The 19,074-nt window shown below is 36.1% G+C and carries 15 protein-coding genes; 13 read left to right on the top strand and 2 right to left on the bottom strand.

What is annotated here, in order from left to right:
- Positions 1 to 81 precede the first annotated feature (81 nt).
- From LX80_RS05415 to LX80_RS05360, 12 genes are all read left to right on the top strand, one after another.
- A complete protein-coding gene (locus tag LX80_RS05415; protein ID WP_170120387.1) occupies positions 82 to 2,955 on the top strand; it encodes a TonB-dependent receptor in 2,874 nt (957 codons plus the stop codon).
- 138 nt (positions 2,956 to 3,093) lie between these two features.
- Positions 3,094 to 4,080 carry a pyruvate dehydrogenase complex E1 component subunit beta gene (locus LX80_RS05410; RefSeq protein ID WP_111294055.1) on the top strand — a complete coding sequence of 329 codons (987 nt, stop codon included), beginning with the start codon at positions 3,094 to 3,096 and terminating at the stop codon, positions 4,078 to 4,080.
- A gap of 144 nt (positions 4,081 to 4,224) precedes the next feature.
- Positions 4,225 to 6,291, top strand: coding sequence for a TonB-dependent receptor (locus tag LX80_RS05405; protein WP_170120386.1), 2,067 nt, complete (start codon positions 4,225 to 4,227; stop codon positions 6,289 to 6,291).
- Between the two features lie 71 nt (positions 6,292 to 6,362).
- Positions 6,363 to 7,523: a sigma-54-dependent transcriptional regulator gene (locus LX80_RS05400; protein WP_111294050.1), complete on the top strand. Its 1,161-nt coding sequence runs from the start codon at positions 6,363 to 6,365 to the stop codon at positions 7,521 to 7,523.
- 99 nt (positions 7,524 to 7,622) lie between these two features.
- On the top strand, positions 7,623 to 9,158 hold the full coding sequence (lepB, locus tag LX80_RS05395; RefSeq protein ID WP_111294048.1) for a signal peptidase I: 1,536 nt from the start codon (positions 7,623 to 7,625) through the stop codon (positions 9,156 to 9,158).
- Between the two features lie 86 nt (positions 9,159 to 9,244).
- Positions 9,245 to 9,727, top strand: coding sequence for a cytidine deaminase (locus LX80_RS05390; RefSeq protein ID WP_111294047.1), 483 nt, complete (start codon positions 9,245 to 9,247; stop codon positions 9,725 to 9,727).
- A gap of 315 nt (positions 9,728 to 10,042) precedes the next feature.
- Positions 10,043 to 11,338: an aminopeptidase P family protein gene (locus LX80_RS05385; RefSeq protein ID WP_111294046.1), complete on the top strand. Its 1,296-nt coding sequence runs from the start codon at positions 10,043 to 10,045 to the stop codon at positions 11,336 to 11,338.
- Positions 11,339 to 11,361: 23 nt separating this feature from the next.
- On the top strand, positions 11,362 to 12,132 hold the full coding sequence (locus tag LX80_RS05380) for a CDP-alcohol phosphatidyltransferase family protein (protein WP_111294045.1): 771 nt from the start codon (positions 11,362 to 11,364) through the stop codon (positions 12,130 to 12,132).
- Positions 12,129 to 12,383 carry a phosphoribosylformylglycinamidine synthase subunit PurS gene (purS, locus tag LX80_RS05375; RefSeq protein WP_111294044.1) on the top strand — a complete coding sequence of 85 codons (255 nt, stop codon included), beginning with the start codon at positions 12,129 to 12,131 and terminating at the stop codon, positions 12,381 to 12,383. Before LX80_RS05380 ends, purS begins: the two co-directional genes overlap by 4 nt.
- Positions 12,384 to 12,396: 13 nt before the next feature.
- A complete protein-coding gene (rsmI, locus tag LX80_RS05370) occupies positions 12,397 to 13,104 on the top strand; it encodes a 16S rRNA (cytidine(1402)-2'-O)-methyltransferase (RefSeq protein ID WP_111294043.1) in 708 nt (235 codons plus the stop codon).
- A 27-nt stretch (positions 13,105 to 13,131) separates the two neighbouring features.
- Positions 13,132 to 13,584: a PepSY-like domain-containing protein gene (locus LX80_RS05365; RefSeq protein ID WP_170120385.1), complete on the top strand. Its 453-nt coding sequence runs from the start codon at positions 13,132 to 13,134 to the stop codon at positions 13,582 to 13,584.
- Positions 13,585 to 13,709: 125 nt separating this feature from the next.
- The gene (locus LX80_RS05360; RefSeq protein ID WP_245897995.1) at positions 13,710 to 15,653 is read left to right on the top strand and encodes a M1 family metallopeptidase; all 1,944 of its coding nucleotides are present in this window, start codon (positions 13,710 to 13,712) and stop codon (positions 15,651 to 15,653) included.
- A gap of 53 nt (positions 15,654 to 15,706) precedes the next feature.
- Here the strand turns inward: LX80_RS05360 and rsmG are convergent, their stop codons facing one another.
- Positions 15,707 to 16,342 (bottom strand): 16S rRNA (guanine(527)-N(7))-methyltransferase RsmG, encoded by a 636-nt coding sequence (gene rsmG / locus LX80_RS05355; RefSeq protein ID WP_111294041.1) that lies wholly within the window; start codon positions 16,340 to 16,342, stop codon positions 15,707 to 15,709.
- Positions 16,343 to 16,367: 25 nt separating this feature from the next.
- Positions 16,368 to 17,498, bottom strand: coding sequence for a glycosyltransferase (locus tag LX80_RS05350; RefSeq protein WP_111294040.1), 1,131 nt, complete (start codon positions 17,496 to 17,498; stop codon positions 16,368 to 16,370).
- A gap of 142 nt (positions 17,499 to 17,640) precedes the next feature.
- Between LX80_RS05350 and tgt the strand changes: the two genes are divergently transcribed.
- A complete protein-coding gene (gene tgt, locus LX80_RS05345; protein WP_111294039.1) occupies positions 17,641 to 18,780 on the top strand; it encodes a tRNA guanosine(34) transglycosylase Tgt in 1,140 nt (379 codons plus the stop codon).
- Positions 18,781 to 19,074 lie beyond the last annotated feature (294 nt).

Genomic DNA, 19,074 nt, shown 5'->3' with positions numbered 1-19,074 from the left:
AATTTTTTTTACAATTATTTTTTTAATAATTTTTTTATTCAGCCAACATTTTTTTATATTGCTAAAAACAAAATCTGCCATATGAGAAAATTACAATTGGTGCTTTCATTATGTTTGGTATGTTGGATAATTTTTCCACAGCTATCTATTGGCCAGGAACCTACTGTTGTAAGTGGGGTTATTAAAAATGCCAACAATAATGAAACTGTATCTTCTGTTTCTGTAACTATTAAAGGAGGTACCAGTGGTGCTTACACCGATGAAAGAGGGTATTTTAAATTTACCACCTCGCAAAAACCTCCATTCACACTTGTTATTTCTTCTGTTGGTTATACCACAAAAGAAGTAAATTTCACAGGCTCACCTATCGAAACAAGTATTCAACCTCATTATGCTTTAGGTGAAGAAGTGGTTGTTGCCGCTTCACGTGTTCCTGAAAAAATTATAGAATCACCTGTAACTATTGAAAGAGTAGGTGCATCAACTATTCGTCAGGCACCGGCTTCCAGCTACTATGATATTATAGGCAATTTAAATGGTGTTGATGTGGTAGCTTCCAGTTTAACATTTAAATCAGTGGGTACCCGTGGTTTTAATGTGAATGGTAATTTGCGTTTAAACCAAATTGTAGATGGAATGGATAACCAGGCACCCGGTTTAAACTTCCCGGTAGGTGGGGTAATTGGTTTAACAGAGTTAGACGTAGAAAGCATTGAATTGCTACCGGGGGCATCTTCAGCTTTGTATGGTCCGGGGGGAATGAATGGTACTGTATTAATCAACAGTAAAGATCCTTTTAAATACCAGGGTTTAAGTTTTCAAATTAAGCAAGGAGTAAACCATGTTGATAATTACCAACGCAATGCTGCACCTTATTATGATTGGAGTATGCGCTGGGCTAAAAAAGTTTCTGACAAATTCGCTTTCAAAATCGCATCTCAATATGTTCAAGCGCAAGATTGGGTGGCAAACGATAAACGCGATTATTCCCGTACCACAGGTACACCTAACGGTCAGGTTATTCCGGGTACTCGCGATTCGGACCCCGCTTATGATGGTGTAAACGTTTATGGTGATGAAACCAATTTAGTAAATGCAGGTGGTATTACTTTTAACACTTTAGCACAACAAGTTGGACAAGCTTTCATTGCACAAGGAGTACCAAGTTCCGTTATTAACAATATCGTATCTACCATACCGCCTAATCAAAATGTTTCTCGTACAGGGTTCGATGAAAAATATGTAATTGCGCCTACTACCTACAATTTTAAAATTTCAGGTCAGGCAGTTTATAAGATTAACAGCCGCACCGATTTAATTGCCGAGGGTAACTGGGGTACCGGTAGTACCGTTTATACAGGTTCAGACAGATATGCTTTAAAGAATCTGAAAATGGGGCAATATAAAATTGAAATGAGGAATAAAAATTGGTTTTTAAGAGCATACACAACACAAGAAAATGCCGGTGATTCTTACAACTCAACCATTGCTGCTCGTTTATTCAATGAAGCATTGTTACCCAGTGGCGGACCAACAGGATGGTTTTCACAATACACTCAGAATTATATTAAGTCAAGATTGCCGGTTGCTTTAGGCGGAGCTGCTTTAAGTGACGCTGCTGCACAAATGTATGCCCGTGCAGCAACTGATGCCGCTTCTGGTAGGCCCACCGGTGCTATTTATAATAATCCATTATTCCAAAAAATTGTACAAACTCCTATTTCCAAAGGCGGCGCTTTGTTTGTGGATAGAACAGCATTGTATATGGTTGAAGGACAGTACAATTTAACTCATGCATTAGGTTTGGAAAAAACTAAAACAGATTTGTTAGTGGGTGGAAACTGGAAACAATATGCTTTAAATTCTCAAGGAACTTTATTTGCTGATACAGCAGGCAAAATATATATTAATGAAGTAGGCGCATATGCTCAGCTGTCACAACAATTGTTCAATGATGTATTAAAATTAACAGCTTCCGGACGTTATGATAAAAACAGCAATTTCGATGGAAAATTCACACCTCGTTTTTCTGCAGTTGTAAAACTGGCCAAAAATCATAATCTCCGTTTCTCTTATCAAACCGCTTATCGTTTCCCATCTACGCAAAACCAATGGATCAATTTGTTAGTAAGTGGAGGTACGCGCTTAATGGGCGGTTTGCCACAATTGCGTAATTATTATAACTTCAATAATAATCCTTCTTATACCTTGGCAAGCGTGCAAGCCTTTGGTGCATCAGTTCAAGCCGGTACACCCAATCCTGGATTATTGCAGGTTCAAAATTTCGGAAAATTTAAGCCGGAATCTTCTAATTCATTTGAAGTAGGATACAAAGGCTTAATAGCACAAAAATTATTAATTGATGTTTATGCATATTGGGCTTCTTACAAAGACTTTTTGGGTAGTGTAACGGTAGTACAATCTCAAAATGGTTCACCTTTAGGTTTGTTAGGCTTAAATCCAAATGGAAGTTCAGGTAATGCCGCAGCAACACGTACCATTTACAGTATTTCCGTAAATACACCGGGTAATGTTTCTACAAATGGTTGGGGTGCCTCTGTGCAATATTTATTGCCCAGGAACTTCTCTTTGAATGCTAATTTGTATTCCGATCAAATTGGCAGCCTTCCTTCCGGTTTTGTATCTTATTTTAATACTCCAAAAATCAGAACAAACATTGGCTTCAGCAATTCCGGATTTTTGTTGAACAACCGCTTGGGCTTTAGTTTAATGTACCATTATCAAGACAGCTTTTATTATGAAGGTACTTTCGGTACCGGTACCGTTCCCTCTTTTTCAACTATTGATGGGGTAATTACATTTAAATTACCTGCAACTAAATCAATGATTAAAATTGGTGGAACCAATTTGTTGAACCATTACTATACCAATGGCTTTGGTAATGCCCAAATTGGCGGATTGTATTACATCAGTTACGGTTATAATGTTTTTTAATACCTAACTTAATTTTTTAAAAAATGGCCCTTTGAAAACTTTTCAAAGGGCTTTTTTATGGATGAAATAGCCTGTTTTTGGTTTTATACCCGATAATCTTCTATTTTTGCTACTCAATTTTCACTAACCGATAATTTTATGCGATCAATAGCTTTTAGAGAGGCACTAAGAGAGGCCATGCAAGAAGAAATGAGAAGAGATGAAAGAGTGTTTTTAATGGGTGAAGAAGTAGCTGAATATAATGGTGCTTACAAAGTTAGCCAGGGTATGTTAGCAGAATTTGGTGCTAAGCGTGTCATAGATACACCCATTACGGAATTGGGTTTTGCAGGCGTTGCCGTTGGAGCTGCTCAAAACGGATTAAGACCGATTGTTGAGTTTATGACTTGGAATTTTGCTGTTTTGGCTTTAGACCAAATTTTGAATACCGCCTCAAAAATGTTAGCCATGAGTGGGGGACAAATTTCCTGTCCCATTGTATTCAGAGGGCCTAACGGTAGTGCCGGTCAATTAGGTGCGCAACACTCAACTGCTTTTGAAAGTTATTATGCCAATATTCCCGGGATCAAAGTAATCTCTCCTTCTAATGGTTATGATGCAAAGGGTTTGTTGAAACAAGCCATACGTTATGAAGAAGATCCGGTAGTGTTCATGGAAAGTGAGGTAATGTACGGTGATAAATGTGAAGTTCCTGATGAAGAATATTATATTCCCATTGGAAAAGCCGATATCAAAAAATCAGGTAAGGATATTACCATCGTTTCTTTTAATAAAATGATGAAAGTTGCTTTAGGTGCTGCTGCTGAACTGGAAAAAGAAGGGGTAAGTGCCGAAGTAATTGACCTTAGAACCATTCGCCCTTTAGATTGGCAAACCATTTTAGAAAGTGTTAAGAAAACCAATCGTTTATTAATTGTAGAAGAGCAATGGCCATTTGCTTCCGTAAGTTCTGAAATTTCATATCGTATTCAAAAAGAGGGTTTCGACTATTTAGATGCACCCATACGCAGAATTACAAGTGCTGATGCACCTATGCACTACGCGCCTAACTTAGCCGCTTTAGCCATTCCTGATGTTGAGCGTACCGTTAAGTTAGCTAAGGAAGTGATGTATATGAAAAAATAAGTGCAATTATTTTTAATATAAAATCCCGAAGTTTTTCGGGATTTTTTTTGCTCAATTAATTATTGAGTTAACAACGGTAAAGGCAAGTTAAATGGCATAATTTTATACCTGTAATTACAGGCGTTTTAATAGTGGATGCTAATAATGAAATATTTAGTATTAATAATCGGCATATTATTTATTCAACAAGTTAGTGCACAAACAGCAAATAACCGGATTGATTTTGGTAATGATACATTGGCCGATGTAACGGTACATGCATTTATGCTGAATAATAAATGGAAAGAGGCACCTGCTGCTGTTGCAATTATTAATCATTCGGATATAGAAAAAACTGCGCCTACCAGTTTACTGCCTGCCATTAACTCAGTAGCCGGGGTAAGAATGGAAGAACGTTCTCCCGGTAGTTATCGTCTTTCCATTAGGGGAAGTACACTTCGTTCACCTTTTGGTGTACGAAATGTAAAAGTTTATTGGAATAATATTCCCATTACCGATGGTGGTGGAAATACCTATTTGAATTTAATTGATGTTAGCCAGATTAATAGCATGGAAATTATCAAAGGCCCTTCTTCCAGTGTTTATGGGGCAGGAACAGGCGGTGTATTATTAATGAATTCACTACCTAATTTTAGTAATGAGGCACAACATCATGTAACAGCAGGTATCACAGCAGGCTCATATGGTTTGATGGCTGAAAACACAGGTTACACCTATCAAAGCAAACAATTTGCATCAACCTTACAGCAAAGCCATTTACAATCAAACAGTTATCGTCAACAGAGTGCCGTTAGAAGGGATACTTATAATTGGGTAGGAAAATGGCAAACAAATTCGCAAACCTTTGATGTTTTAGCCTATTATACCAATATGTATTACCAAACGCCGGGAGGTTTAACATTGGCTGAAATGCTTAAAAATCCTACTTCTGCAAGACCACCATCGGGTAATATTCCCGGTGCTGTACAACAAAAATCTGCTATATATGATAAAACAGGTTTGGTGGGAGTGCATCATACATGGAAAATCAGTTCTGCATTTTCTAATGAGGCCACTGTTATGTTAAATCACAATGCCATTACCAATCCGTTTTTAACTAAATATGAAAATAGAGATGAAACCAATACCGGTTTATCCGAACAATTTATTTATCGTTTGCAAAAAAAACAATTCAATGTAACTTGGATCAATGGGGGAGAATGGCTTTATAATCATTCCCGAATTGATGATTATTACAACTTAAATGGTGTTGCAGGACCAGTTCAATTTAAAGATAACTTATTTGCTAATCAGTGGTATCTCTTTTCTCAATTACAAATCAAATTGTACAAATTAATTTTTAGTGCCGGACTCAGTTATAATAATCAGTTACTCAGTTATCGCAGATTAACTGATACTACTATGTTGCACGACTTGCGAACACAAAGCCAACAAGTAATAACACCGCGTTTTTCGGTAAGTTATGCAATTAATAGCTCTATAACTTGGTACGGTATTGCCGCTAAAGGTTTTTCGCCACCCACTTTGGCCGAGTTTTTTCCGCAGGACAGAATTTTTCATTCCGAATTGAAACCTGAATATGGCTGGAACTTAGAAACAGGATTTAAAGGTAGCCTACTCAATAATGCATTGCAGTTTGACGTGGCAGCCTATCGGTTTCAATTGCAAAATGCCATAGTGATGCGTATTAATGCACAGGGTCAGCAATATTTTGTCAATGCCGGGGGGGCCATGGAAAAGGGAGTTGAGGTAACTGCTCATTATAAAATTTTGCAACAGCCTTTTAAGCTAATAAAAAAATTGTCTGTTTGGGGAAGCTATAGCTATCAACCATATCACTTTTATAATTACAAACAAGGCAATACCGATTATTCTGGAAATGGCGTAACAGGTGTGCCCAAAAATAATTTTAGCGGCAGAATTGATGTGCATACCCGCAATGCATACTATTTGCATATCATGCTATTTGCAACAAGTGCAATTCCTTTAAATGATGCCAACTCAGTATTTGCTAATAGCTATCAAAATTTACAACTGAAAATGGGCAAGAACTTTCAATGGGGAAAATGGCAATTGAATGCATTTGTAGGAGCAGATAATCTACTAAATCAGCAATATAGCCTGGGAAATGATATTAATGCAGCTGGTGGCCGCTATTATAATCCTGCTCCATTACGTAACTTCTATATAGGTTGTCAATTACAGCTTTAGGCGGCTTTAACAGTGGTTCTGTTTAAAACAATTACGAAACACTTATCTTAGCAAAAACTATAAGTAGTTATATGTCACAAATTTTGGTAATAGATGACGAACGTGCTATTAGAAGTGTGCTCAAAGATATTCTTAGTAATGAAGGCTACAAGGTAGAAGAGGCAGTTGATGGAGAAGATGGTTGGAAAAAATTTGTAGCCGGAACTTTCGATGTGGTATTATGCGATATAAAAATGCCCAAAATGGATGGCATTGAGTTTTTATCGAAGGCATTGCTTGAAAAGCCGGAAGTGCCCATCATTATTATTAGTGGGCATGGTAATATTGAAACAGCTGTAGATGCCGTGAAGAAAGGTGCCTTTGATTATATTTCAAAACCACCCGATTTAAACAGATTGCTCATAACCATTCGCAATGCTTTGGATAAAACAACCTTAGTAAAGGAAACCAAAGTTTTAAAAAGAAAAATAAGCAGGGTTCAGGAAATTATTGGTGAAAGCGAAGCTATTCAAAAAATTAAAGATACAATTGATAAAGTAGCACCCACCGATGCCCGTGTTTTAATAACCGGCGAAAATGGAAGCGGAAAGGAACTGGTAGCCCGTTGGTTACATGAAAAAAGCAATAGAGCCAGTGCACCTTTAATTGAAGTAAACTGTGCAGCTATACCGAGCGAATTGATTGAAAGTGAATTATTTGGTCACGAAAAAGGCTCTTTTACCTCTGCCATTAAACAACGTATTGGCAAGTTTGAGCAAGCTAACGGTGGCACCTTGTTTCTCGATGAAATTGGCGATATGAGCCTTCAGGCACAAGCTAAAGTATTAAGAGCTTTGCAAGAAGGAAAAATAACCAGAGTTGGTGGCGATAAAGAAATTAATGTGGATGTTAGGGTAATTGCCGCTACCAATAAAAATTTATTGGAGGAAGTGGAAGCAAAAAATTTCCGATTAGATTTATATCATCGGCTAAGCGTTATTCTAATACACGTACCATCATTAAATGAAAGAGTTTCAGATATTCCTTTATTAATTGAAAAATTTTTAGAAGATATTGCCGAGGAATATGGTGAAGCAAAAAAAGCGATTGATAAAAAAGCCATAGAAGCATTACAAAACAAAAAATGGTCGGGTAACATTCGTGAATTACGGAATGTAATTGAAAGGTTAGTGATATTATCGGGTAAAACCATCACTGTTGACGATGTAACCAACTATGCTTTACCGGCTTAATATAAGTTTGGGTTTTGTTTAACAAATCTAAACCAAGCTTTGTAACATTGTTAAAAGCAAAAAAACAAAAGAAAATATAGCGTTATTTAAAACTTACGTATGGGTATAGCACTCTTTATTATTGGTATTATAGGTTGGCATGTTGGAATGTATGGCATGTTTCAAAAAGCGGGAATAGAGGCTTGGAAAGCATTTATTCCATTTTACAATACCTGGCTAATTGTTGAAAAATGTAATATAAAAAAATGGTGGTTTTGGTTGCAATTCATTCCTATTGCAGGGCAATTCATTACAATTTGGATAACCATTATTTTTACCATGCATTTTGGAAGGTTTAATTTAATTGAACACAGCCTAGTTGTATTCCTACCATTTATTTATTTCCCTTATTTAGGTTTTTCGGCTAATGCAAAATGGGGTGGTGAAAAAGTTGTAAAGCAATATAAAAAATCAGCTGCACGTGAATGGATTGACGCTGCCGTATTTGCTATAGTAGCGGCAACTATTATTCGCACGTTTATTTTTGAAGCTTATGTAATTCCAACGGGAAGTATGGAAAAAACATTAATGGTGCACGACTTTTTGTTTGTAAACAAAATGGCATACGGGCCTCGTATTCCTGAAACACCATTATCATTTCCATTTGTTCATAATACCATGCCATTCAGTGAAACAACACCTTCGTATTTAACCTGGATTAAATTAAAATATATGCGCTTGCCGGGTTATGCACCTATTAAAAGAAATGATGTGGTAGTATTCAACTTTCCCGAAGGCGATACCATTATTAATTTACCGGGTTATGGTTCGGCACAACCTTATTATGATTTTGTTCGCAGGCAAGGGCGTGAAGCTGTTTGGCAACAATTTGGCGATAATATCATTGTTCACCCAATGGATAAAACCGATAATTATATTAAACGTTGCGTTGGTATGCCGGGCGATACTGTTCAAGTAAAAGAAAGCATTCTTTACGTAAATGGTCAAAGAGCATTCCAACCTAAATATTCACAAACTACTTACGTTGTAAAAACCAATGGCCGTCCACTCGATTTCGACTTATTGAAATCTCAGTACAATATTGACGTTCGAAATGATGAAAAAACCGAACAATTGCACGAAGATTTGCAAAATATGTTTCGCCAAAGCGGTGCTTATTACATGCCATTAACGCATGATGATGCTACTACTCTACGCAAAGTGCCTAACGTTATTTCGGTTGAACGCTTTGTTATTCCCTTTGATTCTTCAGAAGCTACTTACAGTATTTTTCCTTACCAGCTTTCTTTAGGATGGGGAGTAGATAACTATGGTCCTATTTATATTCCTAAAAAAGGCGCTACCGTTACACTAACTCCCAATAATATTGCTTTTTACAGACGTTTAATTCGTGTATATGAACATCATTCTTTAGAAGAAAAAGATGGAACTTTTATTATTGATGGAAAGCCTGAAACGCAATACACCTTCCGTTACAATTACTACTGGATGATGGGTGATAATAGACATAATAGTCAAGATAGCCGTTTTTGGGGCTTTGTACCCGAACCTAACATTGTAGGAAAAGCCTCACTCATTTGGTTTAGTTGGGATAATGGTCCAAGATGGAAACGAATATTTAAATCAATAAATTAGTTATCTTTATTTTCACTTTTTTAAATCCTTGTATTTAATACAAGGATTTTTTATTGGTAATAATTGCTTGACTAAAATTGTATTACATGCACCAAAAGCACATTGAATTTACCTTTCAGGTTTATAATGACATCAATGAATTATCTGAGTCAGATGCCAAGTTAGTGGAAAAAGCAAGGCATAATACTGCTTTAGCATATGCACCGTATTCTCAGTTTCGAGTTTCGGCTGCTGCTTTATTAAGCAATGGCGAAATAGTTACGGGAACCAATCAGGAAAACGCCAGTTATCCGGTAAGTATTTGCGCGGAAAGAAGTTTATTGGCTTCCGCCGCAGCATTATTTCCTGAAGCATACATTACTACTATGGCTATTACTTATGACACAAATAGAAATAACAGCCTGCAACCTATTTCTCCTTGTGGAATGTGTCGGCAGGCTATAATAGAGCACCAAAGTCGTTATGGTCATACCATGCGTTTAATTTTAGCTTCCAAATGGGGTGAGATTATTGTTGTAGAAAATGCAACGAGCTTATTGCCTTTGGCATTTTCCAATAAGGCTATGTAAAACAGGAACCCCCGAAGAATCGGGGGTTCGTGAAATATTTTGAAAAATTAACATTATGAAACTCAAATGTATAGCTATAAACTAACAGTTTCATGCTATCTATTGCCGTTTTATTACAATTTAATCGGTTTTAAATGGTTATTTATTTCGGATAAGCTTCTTAGTTTGTTTTTAATATCATAACAAATTTTAAAATTAATTTAGTTTTTTATTTAATTTTATTTTTATGCATCATGGTAAATAACTGTTAATGCCTTTCATAAATTACAATAGTATTCGCTTGAATGAATTATCTTTCCATTTTAAATTTTGCATATGAAAAATTTGCCTTTACCTGCCGAATTGTTTACTGAAAACAGGCATCGTTTTATAAAAGCCATGGAACCCAACAGCATTGCCATTTTTGTTAGCAATGATGCATTCCCTGTTAATGGTGATGCTTTACATCCCTTTAAACAAAATAGCGATTTATATTGGTTAAGCGGTATTAGTCAGGAAGATAGCATGGTTATTCTTTATCCGGATAATCCTGAAAAGAAATACCGAGAAGTTTTGGTTTTAGTAAGGCCCAATGAACTAAAAGAAAAATGGGATGGAAAAAGACTACGCATTTCAGAAGCACAGGCTATTTCCGGTATTGAAACCATTGTATGGTTAGATAGCATAGAAGCTTTGTTGCAGGGATGGATACACAGTGTTGATACCATTTATCTCGATTCAAATGAAAACGACAGAAAAGCATCGCTGATTCGTACAAATGAGTACAGGTTTATTGATGAAATGAAAGCGCGTTATCCTTTACACGAATATAAACGGGCAGCCAAAATATTAAAGCAATTACGAAGTATTAAATCCAAAGAAGAAGTAGCGGTTATTCAAAAAGCTATTGATATTACGGAAAATACTTTTCGGCATCTTTTACAATTCATTAAGCCCGGTGTAATGGAATATGAAATTGAAGCAGAAATTTACAGAAGCTTTTTAAGTCAGCGTGCCGAAGGGCCGGCATATCACAGCATTATAGCCAGTGGTGACAATGCAAGAACATTACATTATATTTTCAACAATCAGGAATGTAAAGACGGCGACCTCGTTTTAATGGATTTTGGAGCAGAATATGGTGGTTATTGCGCCGACTTAACCAGAACAGTTCCTGTAAATGGTAAATTTACAAAACGACAAAAAGAAGTGTACAATGCTTGTTTGCACTTACATAACTATGCAAAATCAATTTTAAAACCCGGTATATTACTATCCGATTATCATGACAAAGTAGGGGAAGAGGCAACTAAACAGTTTTTAAAAATTGGTTTATTGAACAAAGCTGATGTTAAAAATGAAGACAAAAATAATCCGGCCTATCGCAAATATTTGTATCATGGTATTTCGCATCATTTAGGTATTGACGTACACGATTTAGGCAATCGCCTGCAGCCCGTAACTGCGGGTATGGTATTTACCGTTGAACCCGGTATTTATATTGAAGAAGAAAAAATGGGTGTGCGCATTGAAAATAATGTTTGGATTACCAAAAATGGTAATACCGATTTAATGAAAAATATTCCCATTACGGTAGAAGAAATTGAAAAATTAATGCAACATAAAAAATAAAACCAATTTATTATAACCCTGTTATGCACAAACAAATTCCCAACATTTTTACGCTGTTAAATTTGGTTTTTGGTTGTATTGCCATCGTTGTAATATTACAACCCGGTTTAATGTTAAGTGTTGATGACACAGGTCAACAAACCGTAGAAATTCCACAAAAAATATTTTGGGCAAGTGTTTGTATTGGCATAGCCGCTGTAATTGATTTTTTAGATGGATTAGTGGCTCGTGCATTAAAGGCCACTTCTGAATTAGGCAAACAATTGGATTCACTTTCTGATGTGGTTAGCTTTGGTGTTGCACCGGGAATGATTTTTTATGAGTTTTTACGCAGGGCTTACGCAGGACAACCTAATGGATTAGATGTATCAGTTTTATGGTTACTGCCTGCTTTCTTAATTCCTTGTGCGGGTGCTTTTCGTTTGGCTCGCTTTAATATAGATGATACACAAACCCACTATTTTAAGGGCGTACCTATTCCTGCAGTTGGTTTATGTGTTGCTTCTTTTCCTTTAATTTATTGGTTTTCTAACAAGGCATGGTTAATTGAGTTAATGGTAAACAAGTGGTTTTTGTATGCCGCAATTATTATTTTGAGTTACTTAATGGTTGCTAAGACGCCTATGATGGCATTGAAATTTAAAAAATTGGAATTTAAAAAATTATGGCCATTCCTAATATTGGCGCTAATTGCTGTTATCATTGCACTATTTTTAGGATGGATGGCCGTACCGGTAACTTTTATAGCTTATGTAGTTTTATCTTTGCTTTTAAAACAAAGCATCACATCATGACGACCTACCACGTGCAAATTAAAGTAATGCCATTAAAAGATTTATTAGATCCGCAAGGAAAAGCAGTATTAGGCGGTTTACACAACTTGGGTTTAAATGGAATTTCCGATGTAAGAATTGGTAAACATATAACACTTCAAATTGAGGCCGAATCTGAATTAAGCGCTAAAACTAAAGCAGAAGAAGCCTGCAAAAAATTATTAGCCAACCCTGTTATGGAATTTTATGAAATTGAAATGGTGCAGGGTTAATTAAGTATTTGTAATGGCGGAAGTACAACAATCAACAAACCAGCAAAAGGTTAGCTTATATTTAGTTCCTACACCTGTAGGTAATTTAAAAGACATTACTTTTCGTGCCATAGAAGTTTTACAAAGTGCCGATGTTATTTTGTGTGAAGACACCCGTACTTCAGCCCGCTTATTACAACATTACCAAATTCAAAAACCGGTTTCGCCTTACCATCAACATAACGAACATAAAATAGTTCCCCATTTAATTTCGCAAATGCAGTCGGGTAAAGTATTTGCATTAATAACCGATGCAGGTACACCGGGTATTTCCGATCCGGCATTCTTGTTAGTAAGAGCTTGTGTACAAAACAATATCAATGTACTTTGTTTACCCGGCGCAACTGCTTTTGTTCCTGCATTGGTAGTAAGTGGGTTACCTGCTCATCGCTTTGCATTTGAAGGTTTTTTGCCACCCAAAAAAGGCAGACATACCTTATTAACAAAATTGGCGCAGGAAGAACGAACAATTATTTTATATGAGAGCCCTATGCGGCTACAAAAAACATTATTCGAATTAATGAATTATTTCGGCGAATCGCGAAATTGTTCAGTGAGTAGAGAAATATCTAAAATGTTTGAAACGCATATACGCGGATCATTGCTTGAAGTGCATAATTATTTTCAGGAGCATGGTGTTAAAGGTGAAATAGTGCTGGTAATTGAAGGCAAAAATGACTAATTTCTTAATATGCAAAATAAATACTGTATGAAAATAAAAAGAATAATCGTTGCATTTGCTGTTCTTTTCTTTGGCTTTTCTATATCCTCTCAAGCCCAATTAAGAAAAATTCCATCTGAAGTAACAGATGCATTTGCTAAGCAATTTCCTAAAGCTGCGCAGGTTAGTTGGAAAGATAACCTTACCAATTTTCAAGCAAATTTTCAAAATAGCGATACGGTAATGCAAGTGAAGTACAACAACAAGGGCCAATGGTTAGAAACCATTAGCAAAATGCCTTATGATCAATTAAATGATGCGATAAAGGATGGTTTCGATAAAAGCAAATTCAACGATTGGGAAATTTTGTTGGTACAAAAAATTACCTCACTCAATAATGAAGTATTGTATCGGATTGAAGTTCGCAAAAACGCATTTCGCAAAACTTATTTGTATTTTAATGCCAAAGGGCAACTACAAAAGGATGCGCCTGCTTTATAAAGCAAATTCAACTGCATAAATAAAATATTTATTTTACCTTGCTATACCTTGTTAAGCAGTATTAGCAAGGCATATTCAATACTGTTGTGATATATAAATAATATAATTTTAAAAATTGTTTGCACATGATGAAGAAAATATCAATTTTATTATTGATGGGTTTGGGGACAATATCAATGCTTTTTGCACAGCCTGAACGATGGCAACAACACATTGCTTACCAAATAGATGTAAACATGGATGTTGTAACGAATCGCTTTACAGGCAGTGAGAATATTGTTTACACCAATAATTCGCCTGATACTTTGCATCGGGTATTTTTTCATTTATACTGGAATGCCTTTCAGCCTAACAGTAGTATGGATGTTAGAAGCCGTGAGTTAGGGAAAATAGCTACTCGGCAAGATAGAAATGGTAATCCCATTCCCGATTGGGATAGCCGTGTAAAAGACAGAATTAGCAAATTACAACCCAACGAAATTGGTTATGATAGTGTTACAAGTATTACTATGAATGGTGTTGAACAAAAAATGATTTATCACGAAACCATTTTAGAGGTTCCTCTATCATCCCCAATTTTACCCAATAGTAAAGCTAATTTTAAAGTAGCTTTCAAAGCGCAGGTTCCTTTACAAATTAGGAGAAGCGGCCGCGATAATGCAGAAGGAGTGCGGTATAGTATGAGCCAATGGTATCCTAAAATGGTTGAATATGATTATCAGGGTTGGAATGCAAACCCCTACATTGCCCGTGAATTTTATGGCGTTTGGGGAAACTTTGATGTAAAAATTACTATTGATAAACATTATATGGTTGCAGCAACCGGCGTATTACAAAAACCTAATGAAATAGGATTTGGTTATGAATCCCCCGGTGTTAAAGTACCCGAACATAAAGGCAACACACTTACTTGGAATTTTATTGGCAATAACGTACACGACTTTGTGTGGGCTGCTGATCCGGATTATAAACATTTATCAAAAAAAGTTAGACCCGGTTTAACGTTAAACGTATTTTATAAAGCAGGTGATGCACATGCCGATAGCGCTTGGAATAATGTTTTGTGGAGTGCCGAAAAAGTATTGCCATACATGGAAAAACGTTTTGGTCCCTATCCCTATCCACAATATTCCTTTATTCAGGGCGGTGATGGCGGTATGGAGTACGCCATGGCTACTTTAATTAAAGGACCCAGCTTAGGCACCGTTTTTCATGAGTGGATGCATAGTTGGTATCAACAAATTTTGGGTACCAATGAAAGTTTGTATCCCTGGATGGATGAAGGGTTTACCTCGTATGCCGAAGCTGAAGTAATGGCTTGGTATAATGAAAACTTTGCACAGCAATCGCCCTACACCAGTATCCCTGTTAAGAATTATTTGAAAAATAAGGTTATTGAAGATGCTGATAAACTGCCCAAAAATCAATATGAAAATTATGCCGGTTATTTTGCATTAGCGCGTAGTCCTTATGAAGAACCCATGAGTACCCATGCCGATCACTTCAACACTAATTTTGCTTACTCATTAGCCGCCTATAGCAAAGGCGCTGTGTTTTTAGAGCAATTAGGCTACATTATCAGCGATAGCTTACGCAATAAAGTGTTATTAGCCTATTATAATACCTGGAAATTTAAACACCCAAATGCCAACGATTTTATCCGTGTGGCAGAAAAAGTAAGCAACATTGAATTGGAATGGTATAAGGAGTATTGGATATATTCAACTAAAACCATTGATTATGGAATTGGTAATATTGATTTGGTAAACGGTAAGCCCCAAATTACTTTAAAACGCATTGGTAAAATGCCTATGCCCATTGATGTGTTAATTACTTATAAGGATGGTACTTCTGAAATGCATTATATACCCATGAACTTAATGTATGGAATAAAACCCGCCGAAGATGCCACACCGCGTATAGTTCATCAAGAATGGAAATGGACCGACCCGGAATATTATTTTACCATTAACAGAAATATTGGTGATATTCGTTCTATTGAAATTGATCCTTCGCAGCGTATGGCCGATGTTAATAGAAGTAATAACAAGTTGGTAATCCCGAATTAATGGTACCAAATAAAATGATGCAAAAAATTAAAGAGGCACTCAATAGGTGCCTCTTATTTTTTAACGTAAACTATAAACTTTTCTTTAAAATAAGGTTCCGGAAAAATATCATAAATGCTATACAATGTTGGCCGGGTTAAACTTGCTGAAATTTCTTCGTGCAAATCACCCCCCTTTAAGCAGATTAATCCATTGGCTAATATATCTTCCGATGTATGGGGTGTTGATTTTTTTAACAATGGTTTGCTCCATTGCCATAAATCTTTTAAAGGTGCTACAGCACGGCTTATAGCATAATCAAATTTTCTATCCTTAATTTGTTCTACGCGTGTATGTTGTGTAGTAACGTTGGTTATACCTGCCGACTCGCAAACAGCATTTACCACAGTAAGTTTTTTGGCAATGCTATCCACTAAATGAAACCGTACTTCAGGAAAAAAAATAGCTAATGGTATTCCCGGAAAACCGCCACCGCAGCCAATATCTATAATTTCCTGTCCGGGTTGAAAGGATGTAATGGCCGCGATGCTTAATGAATGAAGTACATGGTGTAAATAAATGCTGTCAATGTCTTTTCTGGATATAACATTAATCTTCTCATTCCATTCTTTATACAATGCTGCTAATGCACTATATTGTTGTAGTTGTTTATCCGAAAATTCATCAAAATATTTTAATATTTCCTGCATGTGGTAAAGTTAATAGCGCCAAAGCTTAGTTCCATGTTTTTTTAGGCTTTTTCCATAAAGCAGGGAAAAACAATATGTAATAAAAAAACATCCAAATATCGAATAACCAAAACAGCGGAAACAAATCAGATTCATTTAATTTCTTCATGCCTTTATAGTAGATGATTCCTTGAATTAACCACCTAAAAGCAAAAACCAACAATGGCAACCACCAATTAAAAAATATTATACTGGCAGCCAATAATGGATATATACAAAAAAAGCTGAAAGTGTATAAGCCCAACCAAAACTTATGCTTAAACTTATAATATTTTGAAGTGGAATAGTGGCGGTTTTTTTGTTTCATCCAATCACGCCAGGTTTGTTTAGGTTCACTTAGAGTAAATGCGTCCGGATCAATTACAACAGCAGTGTTGTGTTTAGTAGCTACTTTGTTAATGAATAAATCATCATCACCGCCGGGTATTTGATTCATGGATGAAAAACCTTTGTTGCGTATAAACACATCGCGTTTATAACTTAAGTTTCTACCCACTCCCATGTAAGGCATTCCTGCTAAAGCATAAGAAAAATATTGAATGGCAGTATGAAACGTTTCAAAGCGAATAATTTTATTAAGAAAGCCCGGTTTTTTATGATAAGCACCATAACCTAATACTATTTCAGTGTTGGGTTTATAAGCTTCCTGCATTTTCTTCATCCATAGCTCGCTGGCGGGAACACAGTCCGCATCCGTTAATAACAAATATTCAAACTTGGCGCTTTTAATACCAATTGACAATGGAAATTTTTTTCCGGCAATTAATTTAGCCTCTTGTGTTAATTCAATATGATGAATATTGGGGAATACGGCTTTCAATTCTTCTAATACATATTTCGATTCATCGGTTGAATTGTCATTCACAACAATTACTTCATGCGTTGCAGGATATTCTTGCACCAAAATGCCCGGTAAGTTTTTTACCAAATTCGCCGCCTCATCGCGGGCACAAACAATAACCGATAAAGGTTTGAGTGCCTCATCATAATAGTTTTTTGGTTTATAAAATGCCGTTTTACTAAATAAAAATAAATAATACAATATTTGAATGGCAATGCATGCACAAAAAGCAATAAAAATATATAATGCAATGGGATAGGGTAAAGGTATTGTCATTCTGCAAAAATAGTTGACAAGCATACTTGTAGGCACTGACCATTCATATTGTGGATAACAATTGCGTAACCTATGGCTTTTTTGCAAACATGTTTATTCCAATAGCACACCAAAAGCACCATACACTTATTTTTGCAAACTTATGCCAGCTTTACAATTTAGTATTCAACAAGTGGATAGTGCCAGTGCAGCAAGGGCAGGTACTATAGTTACCGATCATGGAACCATTCAAACTCCCATTTTTATGCCGGTGGGTACAGTAGGTTCAGTAAAAGCAGTTACCCAACAGCAATTAAATGCAGATGTTAAGGCGCAAATAATTTTGGGAAATACTTACCATTTATACTTGCGTCCCGGTATTGAAATTTTAAATAAGGCAGGGGGTTTACATCAATTCATGGGATGGCATAAACCTATATTAACCGACAGTGGCGGCTACCAAGTATTTTCATTGGGATCGCAAAGAAAAATTAAGGAAGAGGGGGTAACCTTTCAATCGCATATTGACGGCAGCAGGCATTTGTTTACACCCGAAAATGTGATGGATATTGAGCGAAATATAGGTGCGGATATTATTATGGCTTTTGATGAATGTCCACCTTATCCTTCTGAGTATCAATATGCCAAAAATAGTATGGAATTAACCCATCGTTGGTTGGATAGATGTATTGCCCGTTTAAAGGAAACGCCAGATTTATATGGATACACACAAAATTTATTTCCCATTGTGCAAGGAGGAACTTATAAAGATTTAAGAACTGCTTCAGCTCAATATATAGCTGATAAAAATGCCGCCGGTAATGCAATTGGTGGCTTATCGGTAGGTGAGCCGGAAGCTATGATGTACGATTTTACAGCCCTTTGTTGTGAATTTTTGCCTGTTGAAAAGCCAAGATATTTAATGGGAGTAGGTACCCCGTGGAATATATTGGAAAGCATTGCCTTGGGTGTTGATATGTTTGATTGTGTAATGCCTACCCGAAATGGTCGTAACGGTATGCTATTTACTTCAAAAGGGGTAATCAATATCAAGAACAAAAAATGGGCAACAGATTTTTCAGTAATAGATGATGGGTTTATTTCTAACATTAGCAACTACTATACAAAGGCCTATTTAAGGCATTTATTTGCTGCCGATGAAATTTTGGCTTTGCAAATAGCAAGCCTGCATAATCTTTCTTTCTATTTGTGGTTAGTTGGCGAGGCTCGCAACCAAATTTTAAACGGCAATTTTTATGCTTGGAAGCAGGAAATGGTGCCCATATTAAAGCAACGCTTGTAATTCAACCGGTTTCTGGAGGGTTAATTGCAATAATTGATAAAATATACATATAATTTTTATATAGAAAATGTGTATAATCCAATAGTTATTCAACAGTTATCCACCGTGCAGTTTTTTGATTTGCTTTTCAAAAAATTAAAATTAGTTTTACGTTACTTACTAATCTGTTACCTGTGAAATACGTTCCCCCTACATCCATTTTAATGGATGTTTTTTTATGGTTTGAATGGCGTTGAACCATCTTTAACAGGTTTCTGCTTCATTCATGTGCTATCTCAATTATATTTGCAACGG

It is taken from the genome of Hydrotalea sandarakina (genome assembly GCF_003254115.1).
Lineage (GTDB): Bacteria > Bacteroidota > Bacteroidia > Chitinophagales > Chitinophagaceae > Hydrotalea > Hydrotalea sandarakina.
The sequence above is the reverse complement of the archived record's forward strand: the minus strand, read 5'-3'. Positions and strand labels throughout refer to the sequence as shown.